The organism is Streptomyces sp. NPDC004065, from assembly GCF_044903565.1.
Classification (GTDB): domain Bacteria; phylum Actinomycetota; class Actinomycetes; order Streptomycetales; family Streptomycetaceae; genus Streptomyces.
In genome coordinates this window covers 1-22,198 of record NZ_JBJDQT010000020.1, presented here as the reverse complement: position 1 = coordinate 22,198, position 22,198 = coordinate 1, and the positions used below count along the sequence as shown (strand labels likewise).

General features: G+C 74.1%; 21 protein-coding genes and 1 tRNA gene. 5 read left to right on the top strand and 17 right to left on the bottom strand.

What is annotated here, in order from left to right; genetic code table 11:
- Positions 1-24: 24 nt before the first annotated feature.
- Positions 25-483, top strand: coding sequence for an organic hydroperoxide resistance protein (locus ACI2LW_RS21140; protein ID WP_404732742.1), 459 nt, complete (start codon positions 25-27; stop codon positions 481-483).
- 106 nt (positions 484-589) lie between these two features.
- The gene (locus tag ACI2LW_RS21135; RefSeq protein WP_404732843.1) at positions 590-1,792 is read left to right on the top strand and encodes a serine hydrolase domain-containing protein; all 1,203 of its coding nucleotides are present in this window, start codon (positions 590-592) and stop codon (positions 1,790-1,792) included.
- Between the two features lie 42 nt (positions 1,793-1,834).
- Here the strand turns inward: ACI2LW_RS21135 and ACI2LW_RS21130 are convergent, their stop codons facing one another.
- From ACI2LW_RS21130 to ACI2LW_RS21110, 5 genes are all read right to left on the bottom strand, one after another.
- Entirely contained in the window at positions 1,835-2,110 is a 276-nt protein-coding gene (locus tag ACI2LW_RS21130) for a DUF1876 domain-containing protein (protein WP_404732741.1), read from the bottom strand.
- Between the two features lie 132 nt (positions 2,111-2,242).
- Positions 2,243-3,088, bottom strand: coding sequence for an EamA family transporter (locus ACI2LW_RS21125; protein ID WP_404732740.1), 846 nt, complete (start codon positions 3,086-3,088; stop codon positions 2,243-2,245).
- Positions 3,085-3,675: a YbaK/EbsC family protein gene (locus ACI2LW_RS21120; RefSeq protein WP_404732739.1), complete on the bottom strand. Its 591-nt coding sequence runs from the start codon at positions 3,673-3,675 to the stop codon at positions 3,085-3,087. The genes ACI2LW_RS21125 and ACI2LW_RS21120 overlap by 4 nt, the downstream gene beginning before the upstream one ends.
- A gap of 89 nt (positions 3,676-3,764) precedes the next feature.
- A complete protein-coding gene (locus ACI2LW_RS21115) occupies positions 3,765-5,984 on the bottom strand; it encodes an MMPL family transporter (protein ID WP_404732738.1) in 2,220 nt (739 codons plus the stop codon).
- Positions 5,985-6,086: 102 nt separating this feature from the next.
- A complete protein-coding gene (locus tag ACI2LW_RS21110; RefSeq protein WP_404732737.1) occupies positions 6,087-6,686 on the bottom strand; it encodes a TetR/AcrR family transcriptional regulator in 600 nt (199 codons plus the stop codon).
- Positions 6,687-6,902: 216 nt separating this feature from the next.
- Between ACI2LW_RS21110 and ACI2LW_RS21105 the strand changes: the two genes are divergently transcribed.
- The gene (locus tag ACI2LW_RS21105) at positions 6,903-10,631 is read left to right on the top strand and encodes a S41 family peptidase (protein ID WP_404732736.1); all 3,729 of its coding nucleotides are present in this window, start codon (positions 6,903-6,905) and stop codon (positions 10,629-10,631) included.
- A 180-nt stretch (positions 10,632-10,811) separates the two neighbouring features.
- Here ACI2LW_RS21105 and ACI2LW_RS21100 read toward each other — a convergent pair whose 3' ends face one another.
- The 4 genes from ACI2LW_RS21100 to ACI2LW_RS21085 form a co-directional block, all read right to left on the bottom strand.
- Positions 10,812-10,997 (bottom strand): hypothetical protein, encoded by a 186-nt coding sequence (locus ACI2LW_RS21100; protein WP_404732735.1) that lies wholly within the window; start codon positions 10,995-10,997, stop codon positions 10,812-10,814.
- A 96-nt stretch (positions 10,998-11,093) separates the two neighbouring features.
- Positions 11,094-11,987 carry an SDR family oxidoreductase gene (locus tag ACI2LW_RS21095; RefSeq protein ID WP_404732734.1) on the bottom strand — a complete coding sequence of 298 codons (894 nt, stop codon included), beginning with the start codon at positions 11,985-11,987 and terminating at the stop codon, positions 11,094-11,096.
- Positions 11,984-12,967, bottom strand: coding sequence for an alpha/beta fold hydrolase (locus ACI2LW_RS21090; RefSeq protein WP_404732733.1), 984 nt, complete (start codon positions 12,965-12,967; stop codon positions 11,984-11,986). Before ACI2LW_RS21090 ends, ACI2LW_RS21095 begins: the two co-directional genes overlap by 4 nt.
- On the bottom strand, positions 12,964-14,502 hold the full coding sequence (locus tag ACI2LW_RS21085; protein WP_404732732.1) for a flavin-containing monooxygenase: 1,539 nt from the start codon (positions 14,500-14,502) through the stop codon (positions 12,964-12,966). Before ACI2LW_RS21085 ends, ACI2LW_RS21090 begins: the two co-directional genes overlap by 4 nt.
- Positions 14,503-14,686: 184 nt before the next feature.
- Between ACI2LW_RS21085 and ACI2LW_RS21080 the strand changes: the two genes are divergently transcribed.
- Complete coding sequence (locus tag ACI2LW_RS21080; RefSeq protein WP_404732842.1) at positions 14,687-15,307, top strand: MerR family transcriptional regulator; 621 nt, start codon at positions 14,687-14,689, stop codon at positions 15,305-15,307.
- A 65-nt stretch (positions 15,308-15,372) separates the two neighbouring features.
- On the opposite strand, the gene ACI2LW_RS21075 is transcribed toward ACI2LW_RS21080, so the two are convergent.
- Positions 15,373-16,176, bottom strand: a complete 804-nt coding sequence (locus tag ACI2LW_RS21075) for an exodeoxyribonuclease III (RefSeq protein ID WP_404732731.1) — start codon at positions 16,174-16,176, stop codon at positions 15,373-15,375.
- 92 nt (positions 16,177-16,268) lie between these two features.
- On the opposite strand from ACI2LW_RS21075, the gene ACI2LW_RS21070 reads away from it, so the two are divergent.
- Positions 16,269-16,745 (top strand): GNAT family N-acetyltransferase, encoded by a 477-nt coding sequence (locus tag ACI2LW_RS21070; RefSeq protein WP_404732730.1) that lies wholly within the window; start codon positions 16,269-16,271, stop codon positions 16,743-16,745.
- Positions 16,746-16,874: 129 nt separating this feature from the next.
- Here ACI2LW_RS21070 and ACI2LW_RS21065 read toward each other — a convergent pair.
- The 7 genes from ACI2LW_RS21065 to ACI2LW_RS21035 all read right to left on the bottom strand — a co-directional run.
- A tRNA-Ala gene (locus ACI2LW_RS21065) sits at positions 16,875-16,948 on the bottom strand.
- Positions 16,949-17,019: 71 nt separating this feature from the next.
- The gene (gene glpR, locus ACI2LW_RS21060; protein ID WP_404732729.1) at positions 17,020-18,351 is read right to left on the bottom strand and encodes a gephyrin-like molybdotransferase receptor GlpR; all 1,332 of its coding nucleotides are present in this window, start codon (positions 18,349-18,351) and stop codon (positions 17,020-17,022) included.
- A 184-nt stretch (positions 18,352-18,535) separates the two neighbouring features.
- Entirely contained in the window at positions 18,536-19,168 is a 633-nt protein-coding gene (locus tag ACI2LW_RS21055) for a GNAT family N-acetyltransferase (RefSeq protein WP_404732728.1), read from the bottom strand.
- A 20-nt stretch (positions 19,169-19,188) separates the two neighbouring features.
- Positions 19,189-19,689, bottom strand: a complete 501-nt coding sequence (locus tag ACI2LW_RS21050; RefSeq protein WP_404732727.1) for a molybdenum cofactor biosynthesis protein B — start codon at positions 19,687-19,689, stop codon at positions 19,189-19,191.
- On the bottom strand, positions 19,686-20,114 hold the full coding sequence (moaC, locus tag ACI2LW_RS21045) for a cyclic pyranopterin monophosphate synthase MoaC (protein ID WP_404732841.1): 429 nt from the start codon (positions 20,112-20,114) through the stop codon (positions 19,686-19,688). Before moaC ends, ACI2LW_RS21050 begins: the two co-directional genes overlap by 4 nt.
- Before the next feature lie 285 nt (positions 20,115-20,399).
- Positions 20,400-21,722 (bottom strand): gephyrin-like molybdotransferase Glp, encoded by a 1,323-nt coding sequence (gene glp / locus ACI2LW_RS21040; RefSeq protein WP_404732726.1) that lies wholly within the window; start codon positions 21,720-21,722, stop codon positions 20,400-20,402.
- Positions 21,723-21,727: 5 nt separating this feature from the next.
- Positions 21,728-22,198, bottom strand: a 471-nt coding sequence (locus ACI2LW_RS21035; protein ID WP_404732725.1) for a sugar phosphate nucleotidyltransferase, incomplete at its 5' end; no start/stop codon positions are given.

Sequence of the window (22,198 nt, the reverse complement as noted above, 5' to 3'; positions counted from 1 at the left end):
CACCTCTTCCCGGGAAGGCCGACGATGACTGACGGCACCGCTGCCGACACGCGCCCCGACACGCGCCCCACGAAGATCGTGTACGTGGCCGAGGCCACCGCCCACGGTGGCCGGGACGGCCATGTCACCAGCCAGGACGGTCATATCGCCCTCAAGGTCGCGATGCCCCCGGAGCTGGGCGGCGACGGCAACGGCACCAACCCCGAGCAGCTCTTCGCCGCCGGCTACAGCGCCTGCTTCCACAACGCGCTGATCCTGGTCGGCAACCGCGCGGGCTACGACCTGGCCGGCTCCACCGTCGCCGCCAAGGTCGGCATCGGCCCCAACGCCAGCCGCGGCTACGGACTCGCGGTCGCCCTCAGCGTCTCCCTGCCGGTGCTGGACCCCGAGGTCGCGGCCCGGCTCGTGGACGCGGCCCACGAGGTGTGCCCGTACTCGAACGCGACCCGCGGCAACATCGACGTAACGATCGTCCTGGGCTAGCCGTACCCAGGAATCGCAGGCCCGGCGTCCTTGTTGCACCCGCTGTCGCAGGCGGAGCGAGAGGACGGCGGGCGAGACGATGACGGACACGGACGTCGCCGTGCACGTGGACGTGCACGGCACGGTGGCCGAGGGCTACGAGCCGGTCGGGGAGGCGTTCGCGGCCAACTTCGCGCTGCGCGGCGAGCGGGGCGCGGCGGTCGCCGTCTACCGGCACGGGCACAAGGTCGTCGAGCTGTGGGCCGGTCCGAGGGACGTCGACGCCCCGGCGGGCTCCGCGCCGTGGGTGCGGGACACCGCCCAGATCGTGCGCTCGGCGACCAAGGGCGTCGCCGCCGCCGTACTCCTGCTGCTGCACCAGCGCGGGGAGCTGGACCTGGACGCGCCGGTGGGCGCCCACTGGCCGGAGTACAAGGCGGCGGGCAAGGAGCGGACGCTGGTGCGGCACCTGCTCGCGCACCGCGCGGGCGTGCCCGTCCTGGACCGGCCGCTGACGCCGGAGCAGGCCGCCGACCCGGTGCTCGGCGCCGAGGCCGTCGCCGCGCAGGCGCCCGTGTGGGAGCCGGGCACGGACCACGGCTACCACGCCCAGACCTACAGCTGGCTGACCGGCGAGCTGGTCCGGCGGGTCACCGGCCGGACGATCGGCGAGTGGATCGCGCGGGAGATCGCCGGGCCGGTCGGCGCCGGCCTGTGGGTCGGGCTGCCGGCGGGCGAGGCCGGGCGCGTGGGCCGGGTGGGGCAGGTGACGGCGCCGCCCGCGGCGGGCGGGCTGCGCACCCGCCCCAAGCGCGCCGTCGCCGAGGCGTACGCCGACCCCGGCTCGCTGACCCGGCGCGCCTTCGCCGCGATCACCCCGCTGCCCGACGAGAACGACCCCGCCTACCGCGCCGCCGTCCTGCCCGCCTCCAACGGCATCGCCACGGCCGACGGCCTGGCCCGCTTCTACGCCTCGCTGATCGGCGAAGTGGACGGCGGGACGCGCCTGTTCACCCCGGAGACGACAGAACTGGCCCGCGCGGAGCACTCCTTCGGCCCGGACCGCGTGCTGGTGGTGAACACCCGGTTCGGCCTCGGCTACATGCTGCACGGCGGGGCCGGCCCGCTGCTCGGCCCGGGCTCGTTCGGCCACCCGGGGCGCGGCGGCGCGCTCGGCTTCGCCGACCCCGAGTCGGGCATCGCCTTCGCCTACATCCCCAACGCCTTCCGCACCAGCGTCACCGCGGACCCCAGGGCCCAGGCGCTGGTCCGGGCCGTCGCGGCCTCCCCGGCCCTGGCCGGAGCCGGCGGCGGCCGCGCGGCGACGTGAGGAACGGGCCCGCCGGCCGCCTCGAGACGGCCGGCGGGGCGCTCACATGTGGATGGGCTGCGACGTGCGCCCCGACGCGTCGTCGATCTCGCCGTGCGCCTTGGTCAGCAGGTGCATGGCGATGTCGTTGAGCGCGCGGGCGCCGGCGATCTCCTCGCCGATCCGCGGCTGGTAGGAGTCGGTGTGGTGCCTGCTGGCCCGTCCGTGCCCCCTGACCTCGGTGCCGTCGGGCAGACGCACCAGCGCCGCCGCCTTGGTGTGCTCGGTGTCCTCCTCGAACTCCAGCTCGACATGCCATCCCACAGCGGTCTTCATCATGACGATCACCTCCGGAACACCTGTTTCCAGGGTGCTCCTCGCCGGGCCGCAGCGCACCCACGAGGGGGGCGGGGCGTGTTGCGGAAGCAGCGCCGTCCGCCCGCAGGGCGGGCGGGACTCCCGCGACACGGCCTAACCGGCGTGCAGCATCAGCCCGATGCCCAGGACCAACAGCCCCGCCGCGGCCAGCCGCGGCACGCCGAAGCGCTCCTTGAAGAACACCGCGCCGATCGCGGCGCCCACGATGACCGACGACTCGCGCAGCGCGGCGATCGGCGCCAGTTCCGCGCGGGTCTGCGCCCACAGCACCAGCGCGTAGGCCGTCACCGACAGCACGGCCCCGAGCAGGCCGAGCGCGGCGAACGGCCGCAGCAGCGCGACCGTGTCCCCGCGCCAGTGCCACGCCGCGTACGCCGAGATCACCGCGCCATGAAGCGCCATCAGCCAGGCGAAGTACCCCAGGGAGGACCCGGAGGCACGTACCCCGAGCCCGTCGACGACCGTGTACGCCGCGATGGACAGTCCCGTCGCCAGCGCCGCGCCGATCGCCGCCCAGTCGGGACGGCGCCCGCGCAGTCCCCACAGCGCCACCCCGGTCAGCCCCGCGCAGGACAGGGCGATGCCGGCCGCCGCCCGGCCGTCGGGCACCTCGTGCGCGAACACGGCCGCGAGCACCGTCACCACCAGGGGGGCGGTGCCGCGCGCGATCGGGTACGCCTGCCCGAAGTCCCCGAGGCGGAAGGACGTCATCAGCAGCGCGTAGTACACGATGTGGATGGCCGCCGAGGACAGCAGGAAGGGCCAGGCCGCCCGGGCCGGCGGTGCGGTGAACGGCGCCATCGCCAGCCCGATCAGCAGTCCGCCGCCCGCGATCAGGGTGAACCCGACCAGCTTGTCGGTGACGCGGTGGGCGATGGCGTTCCAGCTCGCGTGCGTGACCGCGGCCAGCAGCACGGCCGCGGTGACGGCGGGCGTCACGCCGTGCGCTCGCGCACGTCCACCACGGTGGCCCCGGCGTGCGCGACCAGCGCGTCGGGTGCGATGGGGAAGACCGCGTGCGGGTCGCCCGCCGCCGCCCACACCACCTCCTGCTCCAGCAGCCCCCGGTCGGCCAGCACCCGGGTGCGCCTGCGGTGCCCGAAGGGCGGCACCCCGCCGATGGCGTAGCCGGTCGTCTCCCGTACGACGTCGGCGCGGGCCCGGGTCACCCGCCCGGCGCCCAGTTCCCGGCGCACCAGCTCGACGTCGACCCGGGAGGCGCCGTCCATGAGGACCAGCACCGGCTCGCCCTCCCGGGGCCCGTCACCTTCCCGGGGCCCGTCGCCTTCCCGGGGCCCTTCACCTTCCCCGGGCAGCGGGGACTGCCATGCCGTGAAGATCAGCGACTTGCAGATCCGGCCCGGCTCGCAGCCGAGGGCCGCGGCCGCCTGCTCGGCGGTGCGTGCCGCCCCGGGCAGGCGCAGGACCCGGGTGCGGAGCTCGCCGAGGCCCAGTCGGTCCAGGGCCTCGGCGAAGCGCGGGTGGGCAGCGGAGCCCCCGGCGCCGTTGGCGGCTGTCGTCGTCATGGACGGCACGCTAGCGGGGGGCGCGCCCGCCGTGCGAGCGGGTTGCCGGGCGGGGCGGGCTCAGACCCGTACCAGCCCGGGGGGGGGGCTCAGACCCGTACCAGCCGGCGCTCCTCGTCGGCGTCACCGGCGTGCCCGGGGCCGCCGGTGCGCAGGCCCTCGCCCTCCACGTCGACGTCGGGCAGCAGGCGGTCCAGCCACTTCGGCAGCCACCAGGCGCGGCGGCCGAGCAGGGCCAGCACGGCGGGGACGAGGGCCATGCGCACGATGAACGCGTCGAAGAACACCGCGATGGCCAGGCCGAAGCCGATCATCTTCACCATCGACTCGCTGGAGCCGATGAAGCCGGAGAACACGGCGATCATGATGACGGCCGCCGCGGTCACCACCCGCGCGCCGTGCCGGAAGCCCGTCACGACCGCCTGGGCCGGCTTCTCCCCGTGGACGTACGCCTCGCGCATCCGGGTCACGAGGAACACCTCGTAGTCCATGGCCAGCCCGAAGACGACGCCCACCATGAAGATCGGCATCATCGACATCACCGGCCCGGTCTCCTCCACGCCCATCGGGCCGGACAGCCAGCCCCACTGGAAGACCGCGACGACCGCGCCGAGGGCGGCCAGCACGCTCAGCAGGAAGCCGAGGGCCGCCTTCAGCGGCACCAGCACCGAGCGGAAGACCACGATCAGCAGCAGGAAGGCCAGGCCCACCACCAGGGCGAGATAGGGGACCAGGGCGTCGTTCAGCTTCTGCGAGACGTCGATGTTCATCGCCGTGGCGCCGGTGACCAGCACCTTCGCGTCCGTCCGGGCCTCGATGCCCGCGCCCGCGCCGCGGATGGCGTGGACCAGGTCCTCGGTGGTCGTGGAGGACGGCTTGGAACCCGGGACGACGGTGACCGTCGCCGTGTCGCCGGCCCTGTTCGGCTGGGCCGGCGTCACCGTGGCCACGTCGTCCAGGCCCTTGATCTCGTCGGTCACCTCGGTGAAGGCCGCCTTCGGGCGGTCGCTGTCCCGGGCGTCGACGACGACCGTCAGCGGACCGTTGAAGCCGGGTCCGAAGCCCTCCGAGAGCAGGTCGTAGGCGCGGCGCTGGGTGGTGGACACCGGCTGGGAGCCGTCGTCGGGCAGGCCCAGTTCGAGGGAGGCGGCCGGGACGGCGGCGGCGCCCAGCCCGATCACGCCCAGCAGCAGCACCGCGACCGGCCGGCGCACGACGAAGCTCGCCCAGCGCGTGCCCATGTTCGGCCGGCCCGCCCGGCGCGCGGCGCGCGCGCCGCCCAGCATCCTGCTCTTCTGCCCCGCCGGCCTCACCCGGCGGCCCGCGTAGCCCAGCAGCGCGGGGATCATCGTGAGGGCGATGAGGACCGCGATCACGACCGTGCCGGCCGCGGCGACGCCCATCTTGGTCAGCATCGGGATGTTGACCACCGACAGTCCGACCAGCGCGATCACCACGGTCAGGCCCGCGAAGACCACCGCGGAGCCGGCGGTGCCCACGGCCCGTCCGGCGGCCTCCTCGCGCGCCCGGCCCTCGGCCAGCTCGGCCCGGTAGCGGGAGACGATGAACAGCGCGTAGTCGATGCCCACCGCGAGGCCGATCATGGTCGCCAGCGTGGAGGTGGTCGAGCCCAGGTCGAGGGTGCTCGCCAGCGCGGTGATCGAGGAGACGCCGATACCGACGCCGACGAGCGCGGTCAGCAGCGGCAGCCCGGCCGCGAGCAGCGAGCCGAAGGTGATGACCAGCACGACGGCCGCGATCCCGATGCCGATGACCTCGGTCGCCCCGGTCTCGGGCGCCGCGTTGAGGGCGTCGCCGCCGATCTCGACGGTCAGCCCGGCCTCGCGCGCGTGCTGCGCGGCCCGCTCCAGCGCGGTGCGGGAGGAGTCCTCCAGTTCCATGCCGGAGACCTCGTACCTCACGGAGGCGTAGGCGACGGCGCCGTCCCGGCTGACGGCGTGGCCGGTGTAGGGGTCGGCGACGGAGGCGACCTCCGAGCCGGTGGACAGCTCCTTGACGGTCTTGCGCACGGCCGCCTTGTTCGCGGCGTCCGTCATCTTCTCGCCGTCGGGCGCGCGGAACACCACGCGTGCGGTGGCGCCGTCGGCGCTCGCGCCGGGGAACCGCTGCTCGAGCAGGTCGAAGGCGCGCTGGGCCTCGGTGCCGGGGACGGAGAAGGAGGTGTTGCCCGCGGCGGGCGCGGAGGCGGCGCCGACACCGGCGAGCGTCAGCAGCGCCACCCAGATCAGGGCGACGAGGTGCCGTCGCCGGAAGGCGAGGCGCCCGAGTTTGTAGAGGAACGTGGCCACGTCGGCGTAACTCCCGGTCAGTCGTGGGTGGTTCAGGGCAGGGGTGATCAGCCCGACGACGTGAGCGGTCGCGTCAGAGGGTGGGCTTGCTGGGGAGGGGTGTCAGGGGACGGGCACGCCGAGGGCGGGGAGGACCACGGCGTCGATGTACGAGGTGAGGAAGGCCCGGGTGGGCGGCTGGTCGTCGAGCAGGGCCCGGGTGGCGAAACCGCCGACCATCATGTGCAGCAGGAAGCCGAGCGCGGGACAGTCCGGGCGGACCTCGCCCCGGTCCACCGCCCGCCGCACGATCTGCCCGAACCCGCCCATCTCCGGGTCGATGACCTGCTCCCGGAAGGCCCGGCGCAGATCGTCGTTGTGGTGCATCGCCATGGCGACGCCCCGCATGAGCGCGGAGTTGCGCTCCATGGTGCAGTCGTCCTCCAGCGCCACCAGGGCGTGCAGGTCGCCGCGCAGCGAACCGGTGTCGATCTCGTCGAAGTGGCCCGGCTTGCCGTGCCGCAGCGCCTTGACGACCAGTTGGGCCTTGCCGCCCCACTGGCGGTAGAGCGTCGCCTTGCTGGACTTGGTGCGGGCGGCGACGGCGTCCATGGTGAGGGCGTCGTAGCCGACCTGCCGGAGCAGGTCGAGCACGGCCTCGTACAGCTCGGCCTCGCGCTCGGGGGTGATCCGGCTGCGACGCGGACTCGTGCCCTCGGTCATGCCGTCACCCTCTCCTGTTCCCGTCCACCGGCGCCACTCGGAACGACACCGTTTCGTACACGAGGAGAATAGCGCGACCCGGAACGAAACGAAACCGTTTCGTACGTGTCCTGGATCACCTCTGCCCGTCCGCCGCCACCCGGGCGCGACCGCACGGGCGAACCCCCGTCCTCCCCACGAGTTGCCCGGCTCCATCCCCCGGCGAAGCATGGGGAGGTGAGCTACTTGCGTCTGCCGCACCTCAGCGGCGATCTGCTCTGCTTCGTGGCCGAGGACGACCTCTGGCTGGCGCCGCTCGACGGAGCGGACCGTGCCTGGCGGCTCACCGTGGACCGCACCAAGACCGGTCACCCCCGCTTCTCGCCGGACGGCCTGCACATCGCGTACACGAGCTGGCGCAGTCTGGTCCCCGAGATCCACCTGGTCCCGGTGGACGGCGGCCCGGGCCGGCAGCTGACGTACTGGGGCTGCTCCGACACCCGGGTCTGCGGCTGGAGCCCGCCCGACGAGCACGGCCACACCGCGATCCTCGCCGTCACCTCCCAGGCCGAGCCCTTCTCCTACTTCACCTGGGCCTACAAGGTCGGCACCGACGGCTCCCCGGGCCGCAAGCTGCCCTGGGGACCGGTCTCCGACATCCAGGTCGCCGACCTCGACGGCGAACGCCGCAGCCTGCTGCTGACCGGCACCCCGCCGCACGAACCCGCCTCCTGGAAGCGCTACCGGGGCGGCGCCACGGGCCGGCTCTGGCTGCACGGACGGCGGCTGCTCGCGGACCTCGACGGCCACCTCGCGTGCCCGATGTTCGTCTGCGGCCGGATCGCGTTCCTCTCCGACCACGAGGGCGTCGGCAACCTCTACTCCTGCGCCCACGACGGCTCCGACCTGCGCCGGCACACCGACCACGACGCCTTCTACGCCCGGCACGCCGCCAGCGACGGCACGCGGGTGGTGTACCAGTGCGCCGGGGACCTGTGGATCGTCGACGACCTGTCCCCCGACTCCGTGCCGCGCCGGCTGGACGTACGGCTGAGCGGCGCGCAGGCGGGCCGCCGCCCCTACCAGGTGCCGGCCGCCCAGCACGTGGAGGGCATCTCGGTGGACGAGACGGGGCGGGCCAGCGCGGTCGTCGTCCGCGGCTCCCTGCACTGGCTCACCCACCGGGACGGCCCCGCCCGCACCCTGATCGACAACCCGGGCGTGCGCATCCGGCTGCCCGAGATGCTCGGCGAGACGGGTCAGGTCGCCTACGTCACCGACGCCGAGGGCGAGGACGCCGTCGAGATCGCCCACCTGCCGCGGGCCACCGGCGCCCGGCCGCCCCGCCGGCTCGCCTCCGGGCGGCTGGGGCGCGTCCTGGAGATGGTCGCCGACCCGGCGGGCGAACGCCTGGCCGTGGCCTCCCACGACGGCCGTCTGCTGCTGCTGGACCTGACGGTGCCGCCGGAGGGGGACGAAGAAGGGGGAGGCCAGGGAGGAGAGGGAGGAGAGGGAGGAGAGGGAGAAGAGGGAGAAGAGGGAGGAGAGGGAGAAGGGGGAGAAGGGGGAGAAGGGGGAGAAGGGGGAGAAGGGGGAGAAGGGGGAGCGGCGAAAGAAGGGAAGGGTGCGGCGGACGCGGAGGGCGCGGAGGTCCCGCACCCGGCGCAGGGTGACGAATCCCCGCTGACCGCGAAGGGCGCGCGCACCGCGCGGCCCACGGGTCCCCCGCAGGACGCCGACCCCGCCGACGGCACGGAACCCGTCCGGGACGACGGCCCCGCCGAGAGTGCCGGGCCCGCGCAGGACACGGACCCCGCCGAGAACCCCGGGCCCGAGCAGGACACGGACCCCGCCGAGAGCCCCGGGGCCGAGCAGGACACGGACTCCGGCGACGGCGCCGAACCCGGGGACGCCCCCGGTCCGGACGGCTCCGGGACCCCGCCGGGGGTGGTGACCGAGCTGGCGCGGTCCGTCAACGGGCCCGTGCGGGATCTCGCCTTCTCCCCGGACGGCGCCTGGGTCACCTGGTCGCATCCCACGGTCGGCCGGGCCCTGCGGCAGATCAGGATGGCCCGGATAAAGGACCGCCAGGTCGTCGACGTCACCGACGGTCGCTTCGAGGACGAGAACCCGGTGTTCACCCGGGACGGCCGCTATCTGGCCTTCCTGTCCTGGCGCGGCTTCGACCCGGTGTACGACGTGCACACCGGGGACCTGTCCTTCCCGCTCGGCTGCAAGCCGTACCTGGTCCCGCTGTCCTCCGCGACCCCCTCCCCGTTCGCGCTGAACCCCGAGGGACGGCCGGCGGCCGGCGGTCTCGACCCGGTCAAGGTGGACGACGGCGGCGAGTCGGGCGCGGTGACCGTGGAGGCCGAGGGGCTGGCGAGCCGGGTGACGCCGTTCCCGGTGACCGCCTCCAAGTACTCCGGGCTGTCCCCGGTCGCGGGCGGCGGGCTGGTCTGGCTGCGCTGGCCGATCTCCGGCGCGCTCGGCGAGACGTTCGCGAACCCGGACGACATGACGGGCCGGCCCACGCTGGAGCACTTCAGCATCAGCAAGGCGAAGAAGGCCGAACTGGTCGGCCACCTCGACTGGTTCGCGGTCAGCGGCGACGGCACACGGCTGGTCGTGGTGGACGAGGGGGACCTGCGCGCGGTGCCGGCCACGGAGCTCGGCGACAGCGACAGCACCACCTGGATCGACGTGCGCCGCATCCTGCACACGGTCCACCCGGCCGCCGAGTGGCGCCAGGCCTACGAGGAGGCGGGGCGGCTGATCCGGGCCTACTTCTGGGAACCCGGGATGTGCGGCATCGACTGGGACGGGGTGCTCGCGCAGTACCGCCCGCTGGTCGAACGGGTCGCCTCCCCCGACGACTTCGCCGACCTGCTGCGCGAGGTCCTCGGCGAACTGGGCACCTCCCACGCCTACGTCGCCGCCGCCCGCCGCAACGAGGGCCCGGCGCACTATCAGCGGTGGCAGGGTCTGCTCGGCGCCAACCTTGTGTGCCGTGACGGCAGTTGGCTGGTCAGGCGGATCCTGCCCGGCGACTCCTCCGACTCCAGGGCCCGCTCGCCGCTGGCCGGCACGGGGGTCCGGGAGGGCGCCGTGCTGACCCATGTGGACGGGCGCCCGGTCGATCCGGTGGCGGGGCCGTACCCGCTGCTGGCGGGGTCGGGCGGTACGACGGTGGAGCTGACCTTCTCGCCCGCCGAGGGCGGGGGACCGCCGCGCCGGGTGGCCGTCGTCCCGCTGATCGACGAGCGGCCGCTGCGCTACCAGGACTGGGTGGCCAAACGCCGCGCGGTGGTACGGGAGATGAGCGACGGCCGGTGCGGCTATCTGCACATCCCCGACATGGGCGGCTCCGGCTGGGCGCAGTTCAACCGGGACCTGCGCGTGGAGGTGTCCCGGCCCGCCCTGATCGTGGACGTACGGGGCAACGCGGGCGGACACATCAGCGAGCTGGTCATCGAGAAGCTGACCCGCACCATCCTGGGCTGGGACCTGACCCGGTGGGCGGAGCCGGTGTCGTACACCTCCAACGCGCCCAGGGGCCCGATCGTCGCCCTCGCCGACGAGGCGACCTCGTCCGACGGGGACATGATCACGGCGGCGTTCCGGCTGCTGAAGCTGGGCCCGGTGGTGGGCCAGCGCACCTGGGGCGGTGTGGTCGGCATGACCGGCCGGCACCGGCTCGTGGACGGCACGGTGATCACGGTGCCGATGAACGCGGCCTGGTTCGACGCCTACGGCTGGTCCGTGGAGAACCACGGCGTGGCCCCCGACGTGGAGAGTCTGCGCACCCCCATGGACTGGGCGGAGGGCCGCCATGTCGAGATGGACGACGCCATCGAACTCGCCCTGGAACTGCTGGAGTCCAACCCCGCGGCGACCCCGCCCGACTACAGCGACGTACCCGACCGCTCGCGGCCCCCGCTGCCCCCGCGGCCCGGCGGCGGGTGAGCCCGACGGACGTGGGGCCCTGCACACGGACGTGGGGCCACGGACACGGACGTGGGGCCACGGACACGGACGTGGGGCCACGGACACGGACGTGGGGTGCTGGGCACGGACGTGGGGCGCCCCGGCACACAAGGGCGCCCCACGTCGTCCCGGCCCGAGGCCGAGCGCGGCAACCAGCGACTACCGGTCGTAGTCCTCGTTGAGACGGTCCTCCATCTCGTCGGGCGTGTCGCCGATGCCCTGCCGGGCACGCTCACGCTGCTGGGAGGAGCGCTGGCCCGCCTTCTCCCGGCCCTCGCCGGCCTTCTCGCGGCCCTGCTGCTGCCGCTGCTCGGACTGGTCCTGGAACTTGTCCTTCATGCCCATGCTGTTTCACTCCCGTTGTGGGTGAGGGGATCCCCGAGTCGATGGGGGGATCGGCCTCGACCAGATTCACACGGGCGGTCACCCTGCGCATGTCGATCAGTGACGGTCGGTAGCGGCGGTGGTCCGGTGCTGCTCGTCGGCCGCTCCGCCCGCCCCGACCAGCCCGGTCCGCATGCCCGTCAGCCGGTCCGCGAACTGCCGCATCTGGCGCGGCCCCACGGTCCCGATGATCCCCGGCAGACCGCCGCGCACGCCCTGCATCCCGCGCAGCCACCACTGCCCGTACACATGGCCCGCCCGCCGCTCGATGCCCTGGACGATCCGGTCCACCGCCGGTCCCAGCGGATAGGTCTTGTTGGACGGCCACGGCAGCCGCTGCCTCAACTCCCGCATCACGTCGTGCTGGTCGGCGCCGCGCACCATGTCCGTGTCGGTCCACGACAGGTAGGCGACGCCCACCCGCACGCCCTGGTGGGCGACTTCGGCCCGCAGGGCGTGCGCGTACGCCTCCACACCGGACTTGGAGGCGCAGTACGCCGTCATCATCGGCGCCGGGGTCATCGCGGCGAGTGAGGCGATCTGCAGCAGATAGCCGCGGCTGGCCAGCAGCGCGGGCAGGAACGCCCGCCCGGTGACGGCCGATCCGATGAGGTTGACCTCGATCACCCGCCGCCAGGACTCCGGGTCGGACTCGGTGAACGGACCACCGGTGGCCACACCGGCGTTGGCGACCACGATGTCCACCCGCCCGAACCGCTCCCCGACCTCCCGGGCGACCCGGGTCATCGCCTCGTCGTCGGTGACGTCGGCGTGCCAGTACGCGCTCTCGCCGTGCAGCCGCTCGGAAACCTGCTTCAGCTCGTCCGGCTCCAGGCCCACCAGCGCGATCCGCGCGCCGCGCGCGGACAGTTTGCGCGCGAGGAGTTCGCCCACGCCCCGTGCGGCCCCGGTGACGACCGCGACCTTGCCCTCCAGGCTCACCCTGCTCATGCGCCCTCCTTGATCCGTGCGTCGTCGTCGTTGTCGTGTGCGCGTACATGGGCGGTGACGAGCTCCCGGATCCTGCCGGTGACCGTCCCGGGCGCCTCCACCGGCGTCATGTGGCCGATTCCCGGCAGCTCGGTCAGGCCGGCGCACTGCGGCAGCGCGGCGGCGAGCGCCCGCGCGTGCACCGGCGGGGTGAGCCGGTCGGCCGTGCCCGCGACCACCGCGGCCGGCACCCTCAACTGCCGTACGCCCTCGTCGAGATCCAGTGACTCCAGCACCAGCGACCAGGCGTGGCGCACCCCGCGCGGGCAGGAGTGCACGATCCGCGCGCACGCCTCGACCATCCCGGGCTCCGAGGCCGGGCCCATCGTCGCGTACTTGAGGACGCGGCGGGCCATCGGCGTGACCGGGCCGAGCGGCGCCCGCGAGGCGAGCACGCTCCGGGTCAGCCGGGTCCGCAGCCGGCCGGGCCGCAGCGGCAGCACGGTCGACTCGGCGACCAGCCGTGAACTGCCGGTGCTGCACAGCAGGACGGCCGCCGCGTGCTCCTGGAAGCCGGGACGGCCGGCCGCGGCCATCACCGTCATCCCGCCCATCGAGTGGCCGGCGACCACCGCCCGCTCGCCCGGGGCGAGCGTCGCGGCGAGCACGGCCTCGAGGTCGTCGGCGAGGGCGTCGGTGCCGCAGGCCGGGCTCGCCGGGCTGCGGCCGTGGCCGCGCTGGTCGTAGGCGATGACCCGGTGGTCGGCGGCCAGGTCACGGATCTGCGCGGCCCAGAAGGCGGTGGAGCAGGTCCAGCCGTGGGCGAGGACGACGGCGGGCGCGTCCTGCGGGCCGTGCACCTCCACGTGCAGCCGGGCGCCGTCGGCGGAGACGGCGGTCAGCTCCCGGGCCGCGGCGGGAGGGGCGTAGGGGCCGGAGGTGACGTGTGCGGGACGGGCGGGACGGGTGGAACGGGCGGGCCGGGAGGCGGGACGGCTCACGCGTCCACCGCCTCGGTCCGCTCGCGCTCGCCGGCGCCCTTGCGGGCGGGCGCGCGCAGGACCTCGTACTCGGACAGGTCCACCCGCCGGGTGGCCCGCCGGAACTCGGTGGTCGTGCCGGGCCAGATGGTGGTGTTGCGGCCGCTCGCGTCGAGGTACCAGCTGGTGCAGCCGCCGGTGTTCCACACCGTGCGCTTCATCCGCTCCTGCACCTTGCGGTTCCAGGCGGCCACCGCCTCCGGGCGGGCGTCGAGGGCGGCCCGGCCGCCGAGGACGTCCAGCTGCCGCAGGAAGTCGGCCAGGTAGTTCAGCTGCGACTCGATCATCAGGATCATCGAGGAGTTGCCCAGGCCGGTGTTGGGGCCGATGATCGTCATCCAGTTGGGGAAGCCGGACGCGGAGGCGCCGCGCAGCGCCTGCATCCCGCCCTTCCAGCTCTCGGCGAGCGTACGGCCGTCGGCGCCCACGACCCGCTCGGCGATGGGCATGTCGGTGACGTGGAAGCCGGTGCCGAAGACGATCGCGTCGACCTCCGCCTCGGTGCCGTCGGCGGCCACGGCCGTCGAGCCGCGGACCTCGCTCAGCCCGCTCGCGACGACGTCCACGTTGTCCTGCGCGAGCGCCGGGTAGTACGTGCTGGACAGCAGGATCCGCTTGCAGCCGATGCGGTAGTCCGGGGTCAGGCGGGCCCGCAGCTGGGGGTCCTTGATGGCGCGGGCCATGTTGCGCCTGGCCAGCCGTTCGACGAGACCGAGCTCGTCGGGGTGCTTGGTGAACGCCTGGACCTGCAGCTCGCGGATGCCCCAGAGCAGTCCGCGGCGCATCCGGGCGGTGACCGGCAGCGCCCGGTGCAGCGCGCGCTCCACGCCGCTGACCGCGCGGTCGACGCGGGGCATCACCCACGCCGGGGTGCGCTGGAACACGGTGAGCCGGGCGACCTCGGGCTGGATGGACGGCACGATCTGGATGGCCGAGGCGCCGGTGCCGACCATGGCGACCCGCTTGCCCCGGAGGTCGTAGTCGTGGTCCCAGCGCGCGGAGTGGAAGACCTTGCCGGGGAAGGTGTCCAGCCCCGGGATGTCCGGGATCCTCGGGTCGGACAGCGGGCCGGTCGCGGAGACCACGACATCGGCCGAGAGGTTGCCGCCGGTGGTCTCGATGTGCCAGCGCAGCCGCTCCGCGTCCCAGGTCATCTTCTTGACCTCGGAGTCGAACCGGATGTGCGGGCGCAGGTGGAACACGTCGGCCACGTGCTCCAGATAGGCGCGGATGTGCTCCTGCCCGGAGAAGGTGCGCGGCCAGTCGGGGTTGGGCGCGAAGGAGAAGGAGTACAGGTGGGACGGCACGTCGCAGGCGCATCCCGGATAGCTGTTGTCGCGCCAGGTGCCGCCGACGCTGCCGGCCCGCTCCAGCACGACGAAATCGGTGATCCCCTCCCGGCGCAGCCGCACGGCGGCGCCCAGCCCGCCGAACCCGGACCCGATCACCGCCACCCGCACGTGCCCGTCCTCGTGCCCCTGCCCATGCTCGGCCATGGAGCGCCCCTCCTCACAGCGACTCTGCCAGTGAACACTGGCGCAATGGGGAGGGTAGAGGAGCCCCGTACCGATCGGTAGGGGGCGGGCAAGGAAAGTTACCGGCGGTACAACATAGGCTGCTGCCGTGGCAGAAGACGCTGGAGGACGCGACGGACGGGGCGGGGGCCCGCGCGAGTACCGCATGGAGGAGCTGGCCCGGCTGGCCGGCATCACCGTGCGCACCCTGCGCTTCTACCGCGAGCGCAAGCTGATCCCGCCGCCCCGCCGCCAGGGCCGCATCGCCTGGTACGACGACCACCACCTGGCCCGCCTGCGCACCATCTCCGCGCTCCTGGAACGCGGCCACACCCTCAGCGGCATCGCCGAGCTGGCCGAGGCCTTCGACCACGGCCGCGACGTCGGCGACCTGCTCGGCGTGGGCGGCCCCACCGAGGAGACCCCGGTCCGCCTGACCCCCGAGGCGCTCGCCGACCACTTCGCCGGCGAGGTCACCGCGGAGAACCTGGCCGCCGCCATGGAACTCGGCTACCTCGGCACCGACGGCGACGAGATCGTCCACATCAGCCGCCGCCTGCTGGACGTCTCCGCCGCCCTGGTCCGCGAGGGCATCCCGCTGGCGGAGGTGCTCGCCACCGGCCGCCGTGTCCGCGAACACGCCGACGCCCTGGCCGCCCTCTTCACCGACCTGATCCTCCGCCACGCCCCGGAGGAGGACCTCCAGCGCCTGCGCCCCCTGGCCAAGAGCGTCGTCGAGGCCGAACTCTCCATGGCCCTGGACCGCCGCCTGCACAAACAGCCGTGACGGCCCGCGTTCCGCGCGGAGGGCGCCGGCCGTTCCGCGCGGAGGGCGCCGGCGCTCCGGCCGCTCTAGAGGTCGTACACCACCGTGACCGGCGCGTGGTCGGACCAGCGCTCGGCGTGGCTGGCCGCTCGCTCCACCACTGCCTTGACCGCGCGCTGAGCGAGCCCGGGCGTCGCCACGGCGAGATCGATCCTCCATCCCGAATCGTTGTCGAACGCCCGGCCCCGGTACGACCACCAGGTGTACGGGCCCTCGGTGTCCGGGTGCAGGGCACGGACGACGTCGACGTAGCCGCCGTCCTCGGGGGTGAGCACGCGCGTGAGCCAGGCGCGTTCCTCCGGGAGGAAACCGGAGTTCTTGGTGTTGCCGCGCCAGTTCCTCAGGTCGGCCTGCTGGTGGGCGATGTTCCAGTCGCCGCAGACCAGGACCTCGCGGCCGTCGGCGGCGGCGCGTGCGCGCAACTCCTTGAGGTGGGCGAGGAACTCGCCCATGAAGCGGGTCTTCTCGTCCTGCCGCTCGGTGCCCACCTCGCCGGAGGGGAGGTAGAGGGAGGCGACCGTGACACCGGGCAGGTCGGCCTCGACGTAGCGGCCGCTGCCGTCGAACTCCGCCGACCCGAAGCCGATCCGGACCCGGTCGGGCTCCCGGCGGGTGTAGAGGGAGACCCCGGCCCGGCCCTTGGCGGCGGCCGGCGCGTGCACGACGTGCCAGCCCTCGGGCGCTCCGACGTGTGCGGGCAGCTGGTGCGGCTCGGCGCGCACCTCCTGGAGGCACAGCACATCGGCCTCGGTCGCCGCGAGCCATTCCACGAAGCCCTTCTTCGCGGCGGCGCGCAGCCCATTGACATTGGCGGAGGTCACAGTCAGCACCCGGGCACCTTACCGGCACACTGGACGGGGCCTCGTAAGAGACCACCCGCGCACGCCCCCGCTACCGATCGCATTGATATACGGTTCTCAACATGATTATCCGTCCCAGACCCTTCGACCACCCCGACGCCGTCAAGCTCAACGACGAGGTCCAGGCCGAGTACCACGTCCGCTACGGCGACGGCGGCGACGCCACCCCGCTGGACCCGGCGGACTTCCGGCCGCCCCACGGCTTGTACCTCATCGCGTACGACACGGACGGCACCCCCGTGGCCACCGGCGGCTGGCGCAGCCAGGACCGCAACGAGGAGGGCAACGAGGACGGCGACGCCGAGCTGAAGCGGATGTACGTCGTCGAGCAGATGCGCGGCCGGGGGCTGGCCCGCAGGATGCTTGCCGTCCTGGAGGAGGACGCGCGCGCCGCCGGCCGGGTCCGCATGGTCCTGGAGACGGGCGACCAGCAGCCCGAGGCGATCGCCCTGTACACCTCCTGCGGCTACGAGCCGTGCGCCAAGTTCGGCTACTACCGGGAGTACGAGTCGAGCATGTGCTTCGCCAAGCGCCTCTGACCGCGGGCGCCACGGGGCCCGCGCCCGCCGCTCCAACTCCGCGCGACCGCCTGCCGCCTGCGGCCCCGGACCGCCGTACGACATGCCGAAGCCCCGGCCGGGAGATCCCGGCCGGGGCTTCGAGCTGCGTGGACCTGAGGGGATTTGAACCCCTGGCCCCCTCGATGCGAACGAGGTGCGCTACCGGACTGCGCCACAGGCCCTTGCAACGAGTGAAACTCTAGCATCCCGGTCCCGGTGGTTGGAAATCCGTTCCCGGGCAGGTCAGGGACGGCTACTCGTTGGCGGCCCGCGGCCGGTCGCCGTCCTCGTACTGGTCGAAGAGCGGGGTCCGGCCGCGCTCGCGGGAGCGGCGGGCCGAGGCGGCGTTGGGGGTCCCGCCGCGCGAGCGCCTCCGCGCGCGGGGGACGGCGTCGGTGCGGCCGCCGTCGGACGGCTCGTCGTGCGCCGGGGTCTCCGCGGCGGCGGGCGCCGCCTCCTGCTCCGGCACGGCGGACGACGACCGCGCCGAGCTCCAGGCGTCGGGCGCGCCCAGGTCGACGTCGGAGGTGGCCCGCGGGGCGACCGGGGCGGTGACGTAGGTGGGCAGCGGCACCGGTACGGGGTCCCAGCTGTCGCCGGCGCCGGGGCGGCGCTGGCGCTCGCGCTGCTGGTCGAGCCACTCGGCGTGGTCGGTCTGCTCGACCAGCGCGCGCCGGTCCGCGGCCAGCGCGGACAGTCCCGGGTCCGTCTCCGGCTCGGGCGCCGTCTCGGGTTCGTCGCCGGCCGGGTCCGCGGTGGCGCGCCGGCGCGGCTGGTGCCGGCTCTCGCGCAGGCGCTGCGCGGCGGCCTCGGCGCGGCGGCGGTCCATCTGGTAGGCGAAACGGCGCCGTTCCTGGGCGCGCAGATACGCGATGTATCCGCTGAGCAGCACGGCGGGCACGCCGGGCGCCCACAGGAAGGCCAGTCCGCCGACCGCGGCGACGATCGCGCCGAAGGTGAAGGCGAGGAAGAGGAGGACGGTGGTGCGCCGGCGGCGGGCGAGGACCTTGGAGCGCCGGGCGCGGGCCGCGGCCGCCTCCGCGCCGGGTGCGCGCCGGGCCGCGGGTACGCGCTTGCGTGCGGGCGCCTGCCGCCGGTCGCGCGCGCCGGGGCGGTCGTGGCCGTGTGCTCCGGGTCCGTCCTGTGCGCCGGGACCGTCGTGCGCGTCGGGACCGTCGTGCGCGTCGCCTCCGGCCTGCCCGGCGGGTGCGCCGCGCCGGTCGCGCTCGTCGCGCGCGCTCCGGCCGCGCTGTCCGGCCGTGCGGTCGTCCGCCGGCCGCGGCTGGGCCGGGATGCGTTCCTGGGTGCCGGCCGGAGGCACGGCGAAGGCCCGGACGTCCACCGAGTCGGTGACGGCGTCCGGATCCACGGCGCTGGGCTCCCCCTCCTCGGTGGAGCGCGCCCGCAGGTCCCTGGCGTACCGGCGCTCCATACCCGCCCGTCCGGACAGCAGCCGGATGGCGGTGCTGAAGCGTTCCGTCGGACGGGCCTCGTTCAGCTCGTCCTGCCTACGGAGCCACATCGGCACCAAGTAGGCGGCCCAGGCCCCGACAATGACTGCGTAGATGAGGCCGCTGCTGCTCACCCCTCACACGGTAGAGGGGTTTGCGTGAGGCCATCTGCCAATTGAGCCGGTGTGTCGCACGATCTGGCTGATATTTCGAACTTTTTTTGTGACCGATGCGATCAACAGGCCGTCAAGGCAGCGAATTCAATGTCCCCAAGACGATCGGCACCAGTTCACGAGGCGATCATCTTCGAACATTTATTCAATTTCCGGGTCGCGCCGGATTCCCCGGGCTGTTCTCGGAGTTGCGCGGACGCGACCGGCGCCAGCGGTTCAGCAGCCCTTCCGGGACCTCTTCCGCGGTGAGCGCGTACACCAGGTGGTCGCGCCAGGCTCCGTCGATGTGCAGATAACGCGGCCGGAGCCCCTCCTCGCGGAATCCGAGTTTCTCCACCACCCGCCGGCTCGGCCTGTTCTCGGGGCGAATGCAGACCTCGATGCGGTGCAGCCCGACGGTGCGGAAACAGTGGTCCACCACGAGCGCCACGGCCGTCGGCATCACCCCGCGGCCCGCCACCGCCTCGTCCACCCAGTAGCCCACGTGTCCCGAGCACATGGAGCCCCAGGTGATTCCGGCGACCGTCAACTGCCCGACCAGGCGCCCCTGGTACTCGATGACGAACGGCAGCATCCGTCCCGCGTTCGCCTCCGAGCGCAGATGGCGCACCATCTGGCGGTAGGTCGGGCGATGGGTGACCGGCCCGCCGGGCGTGGGCGGCGGAATGGTCGCCTCCCAGGGTCTGAGCCAGTCCCGGTTGCGCCGGTTCACCTCGCGCCAGAGCCGCTGGTCGCGCAGCTTTATCGGCCGGAGGACGACATCGCCCTCGGTCAGCACGACGGGCCAGGACGGGGTGTTCAGCTCGCACCCCCGTGGCCGGCTCCCGGGTGGTCCCCGCCGCGGAGCTGGTCGACGGCATGGACCAGCAGCGGCTCCAGGACGGCCAGACCGTCCTTCACACCGCCGGTCGACCCCGGCAGATTGACGATCAGCGTGCGCCCGGCCACCCCGGCCAGGCCCCGGGACAGCGCCGCGGCGGGCACCTTCTCGCGCCCGTACGCCCGGACCGCCTCCGCGATGCCCGGCACCTCGTGGTCGATCACCCGGCGGGTCGCCTCGGGGGTGCGGTCGGTGGGCGAGATGCCGGTGCCGCCGGTGGTGACGACGGCGTCGTAGCCCTCGGCGACGGCGGCGCGCAGCGCGGCCTCGACCGGGTCGCCGTCCGGGACGACCCGCGGCCCGTCGACGGCGAAGCCCAGGCGCCGCAGGCCCTCGGCGATCAGCGGGCCGCCCCGGTCCTCGTAGACGCCCGCCGCCGCCCGGTTGGACGCGGTGACCACCAGAGCGCGGTAGCTCATGCCCGGCTCCAGTCGCCCGACTTGCCGCCCGTCTTCTCCTCCACCCGCACGTCCGTGATGACCGCCCCCTTGTCGACCGCCTTGACCATGTCGATCACGGTGAGCGCGGCCACGCTGACCGCGGTGAGCGCCTCCATCTCGACGCCCGTGCGGTCCGTCGTCCGCACGGTGGCCGTGATCTCCACGGCGTCGTCCGCGACCGACAGGTCCAGTTTCACACCCGACACCGACAAGGGGTGGCACAGGGGGATCAGGTCCGGGGTGCGCTTGGCGCCCATGATCCCGGCGATCCGCGCGGTGGCCAGCGCGTCGCCCTTGGGCACGCCCTCGCCGCGCAGCAGCTCGACCACGCGCGGGGAGACCAGGACGCGGCCGCTGGCGCGGGCGGTGCGCGCGGTGACGTCCTTGCCGGAGACGTCGACCATACGGGCGGCGCCCGCCTCGTCGATGTGCGTCAGCCGGTCCCCGGCCGGGGTCTCACCGCGGTCCCCGGCCCGGTCCCGCGGCGCGTCCGAGGCCCTGTCGCGGGTCTCGTCGCGGGTCCCGTCCTGGGTCCCGTCCTGGGTCTCGTCCTGCGTTCCGTCCTGTGCGGAGGGTCCGGGGGTCTCCCCCCGGGAAGGCGTGCTCATGCTGTGTGGCGCTCCCGGTCCGGGCCCGCCGCCTCGCGGCGCGGGTGCTGTGCGCGACACGGTACCGCCCGGCCGGCCGGCTCAGCCGAGCAGGACCACCTCGACCTCGGCGCCGGGCTCCACGGACTCGGTGTCCTCGGGGACGACGATGAGCGCGTCGGCCTGCGCCAGGGCGGCGACCAGATGCGAGCCCGCGCCGCCGACGGGGGTGACCTCGCCGTCGGCGTACCTGCCGCGCAGGAACTGCCGGCGTCCCCGGGGCGAACCGATCGCCTTGTCCGCGGCCAGGGTGGCCCGGGCGGTCGGCCGGTGCACGTCCGGCAGGCCCATGAGGGTGCGGATGGCGGGGCGGACGAACAGCTCGAAGGAGACGTACGACGACACGGGGTTGCCGGGCAGCGCCAGCAGCGGCACATGGTCGGGGCCGACCGAGCCGAAGCCCTGGGGCTTGCCCGGCTGCATGGCCAGCCGCCGGAACTCCACGCCCGCGCCCGGCTCGTCCTCGTCGCCGACCCGCGACAGCGCCTCCTTGACGACGTCGTACGCCCCGACGCTGACCCCGCCGGTGGTGACCAGCAGATCGGCGCGCACCAGCTGGTCGTCGATGGTGGAGCGCAGCTCGTCGGCGTCGTCGGCGACGGCCCCCACCCGGTAGGCGATGGCGCCGGCGTCGCGGGCCGCCGCGGTCAGGGCGAAGCTGTTGGAGTCGTAGATCCGGCCGCCGCCCAGCGGCTCGCCGGGCTGGACGAGCTCGCTGCCGGTGGACAGCACGACCACGCGCGGGCGCGGGCGCACCCGGACCGAGCCGCGGCCGATCGCGGCGAGCAGCCCGATGTGCGGCGGCCCGAGGACCGTGCCGGCCCGCAGCGCGCGGTCGCCGGCCCGTACGTCGCTGCCCTCGGCGCGCACATGGGCGCGCGCCCCGGCCGGCCGGTGCACGCGCACGTGCCCGCCGGCCTGCTCCGGGGACAGGCTGCGGGCGCGCATCCCGCTCACCGGGCCCTCGCCGAGCCCGCCGTCGGTCCACTCCACCGGGACGACCGTCTCGGCGCCGGGCGGCAGCGGGGCGCCGGTCATGATCCTGGCGGCCTGTCCGGGGCCGACGCGCACCGGGTCGGACGCGCCCGCGGCGACGTCCCCGACGACCTCGAGGACCGCCGGGAACTCCTCGCTCGCGCCGGAGACGTCCGCGACCCGCACCGCGTAGCCGTCCATGGAGCTGTTGTCGAACGGCGGCAGGGACACCGGCACCGTCACGTCCTCAACGAGGACGCAGCCCTGGGCGTCGAGCAGTTGCAGCTCGATGGGGTCCAGGGGGCGGACGGTGGCGAGGATGTCCTCCAGGTGCTCGTCCACCGACCACAGTCGGTCCGGATCGGCGGTGCGGGACTCGGCGCTGCTCAACGTCGTTACATCTCCTCGGCTGCGTACCGCTTGAGCCAGGCCCTGAAGTCGGGGCCCAGGTCCTCACGTTCGCACGCGAGCCGGACGATGGCACGCAGATAGTCGCCGCGGTCGCCGGTGTCGTAGCGGCGGCCCTTGAAGACCACGCCGTGCACCGGGCCGGCCACCGACTCGTCCTGCGCCAGCTGCTGCAGGGCGTCGGTCAGCTGGATCTCCCCGCCCCGCCCCGGCCCGGTGGTGCGCAGCACGTCGAAGATGCCCGGGTCCAGCACGTACCGGCCGATGATCGCGTAGTGGGACGGCGCCTCGGCCGCCTCCGGCTTCTCCACCAGACCGGTCACCCGCACCACGTCGCTGTCCGCGGCGGCCTCCACCGCGGCACAGCCGTACAGGTGGATCTGCTCCGGCGCGACCTCCATCAGGGCCACCACACTGCCCCCGTAGGTCTCCTGGACCTCGATCATGCGCCGCAGCAG

Coding starts and splice junctions, on each gene's coding strand:
- ACI2LW_RS21140 (WP_404732742.1), top strand. CDS start 25: ATGACTGACGGCACCGCTGCCGACACGCGCCCCGACACGCGCCCCACG.
- ACI2LW_RS21070 (WP_404732730.1), top strand. CDS start 16,269: ATGATTATCCGTCCCAGACCCTTCGACCACCCCGACGCCGTCAAGCTC.
- ACI2LW_RS21085 (WP_404732732.1), bottom strand. CDS start 14,502: ATGGCCGAGCATGGGCAGGGGCACGAGGACGGGCACGTGCGGGTGGCG.
- ACI2LW_RS21120 (WP_404732739.1), bottom strand. CDS start 3,675: ATGACGACGACAGCCGCCAACGGCGCCGGGGGCTCCGCTGCCCACCCG.
- moaC (WP_404732841.1), bottom strand. CDS start 20,114: ATGGTCGACGTCTCCGGCAAGGACGTCACCGCGCGCACCGCCCGCGCC.
- ACI2LW_RS21100 (WP_404732735.1), bottom strand. CDS start 10,997: ATGGGCATGAAGGACAAGTTCCAGGACCAGTCCGAGCAGCGGCAGCAG.
- ACI2LW_RS21050 (WP_404732727.1), bottom strand. CDS start 19,689: ATGAGCTACCGCGCTCTGGTGGTCACCGCGTCCAACCGGGCGGCGGCG.
- ACI2LW_RS21110 (WP_404732737.1), bottom strand. CDS start 6,686: ATGACCGAGGGCACGAGTCCGCGTCGCAGCCGGATCACCCCCGAGCGC.
- ACI2LW_RS21080 (WP_404732842.1), top strand. CDS start 14,687: ATGGAGGAGCTGGCCCGGCTGGCCGGCATCACCGTGCGCACCCTGCGC.
- ACI2LW_RS21095 (WP_404732734.1), bottom strand. CDS start 11,987: ATGAGCAGGGTGAGCCTGGAGGGCAAGGTCGCGGTCGTCACCGGGGCC.
- ACI2LW_RS21130 (WP_404732741.1), bottom strand. CDS start 2,110: ATGATGAAGACCGCTGTGGGATGGCATGTCGAGCTGGAGTTCGAGGAG.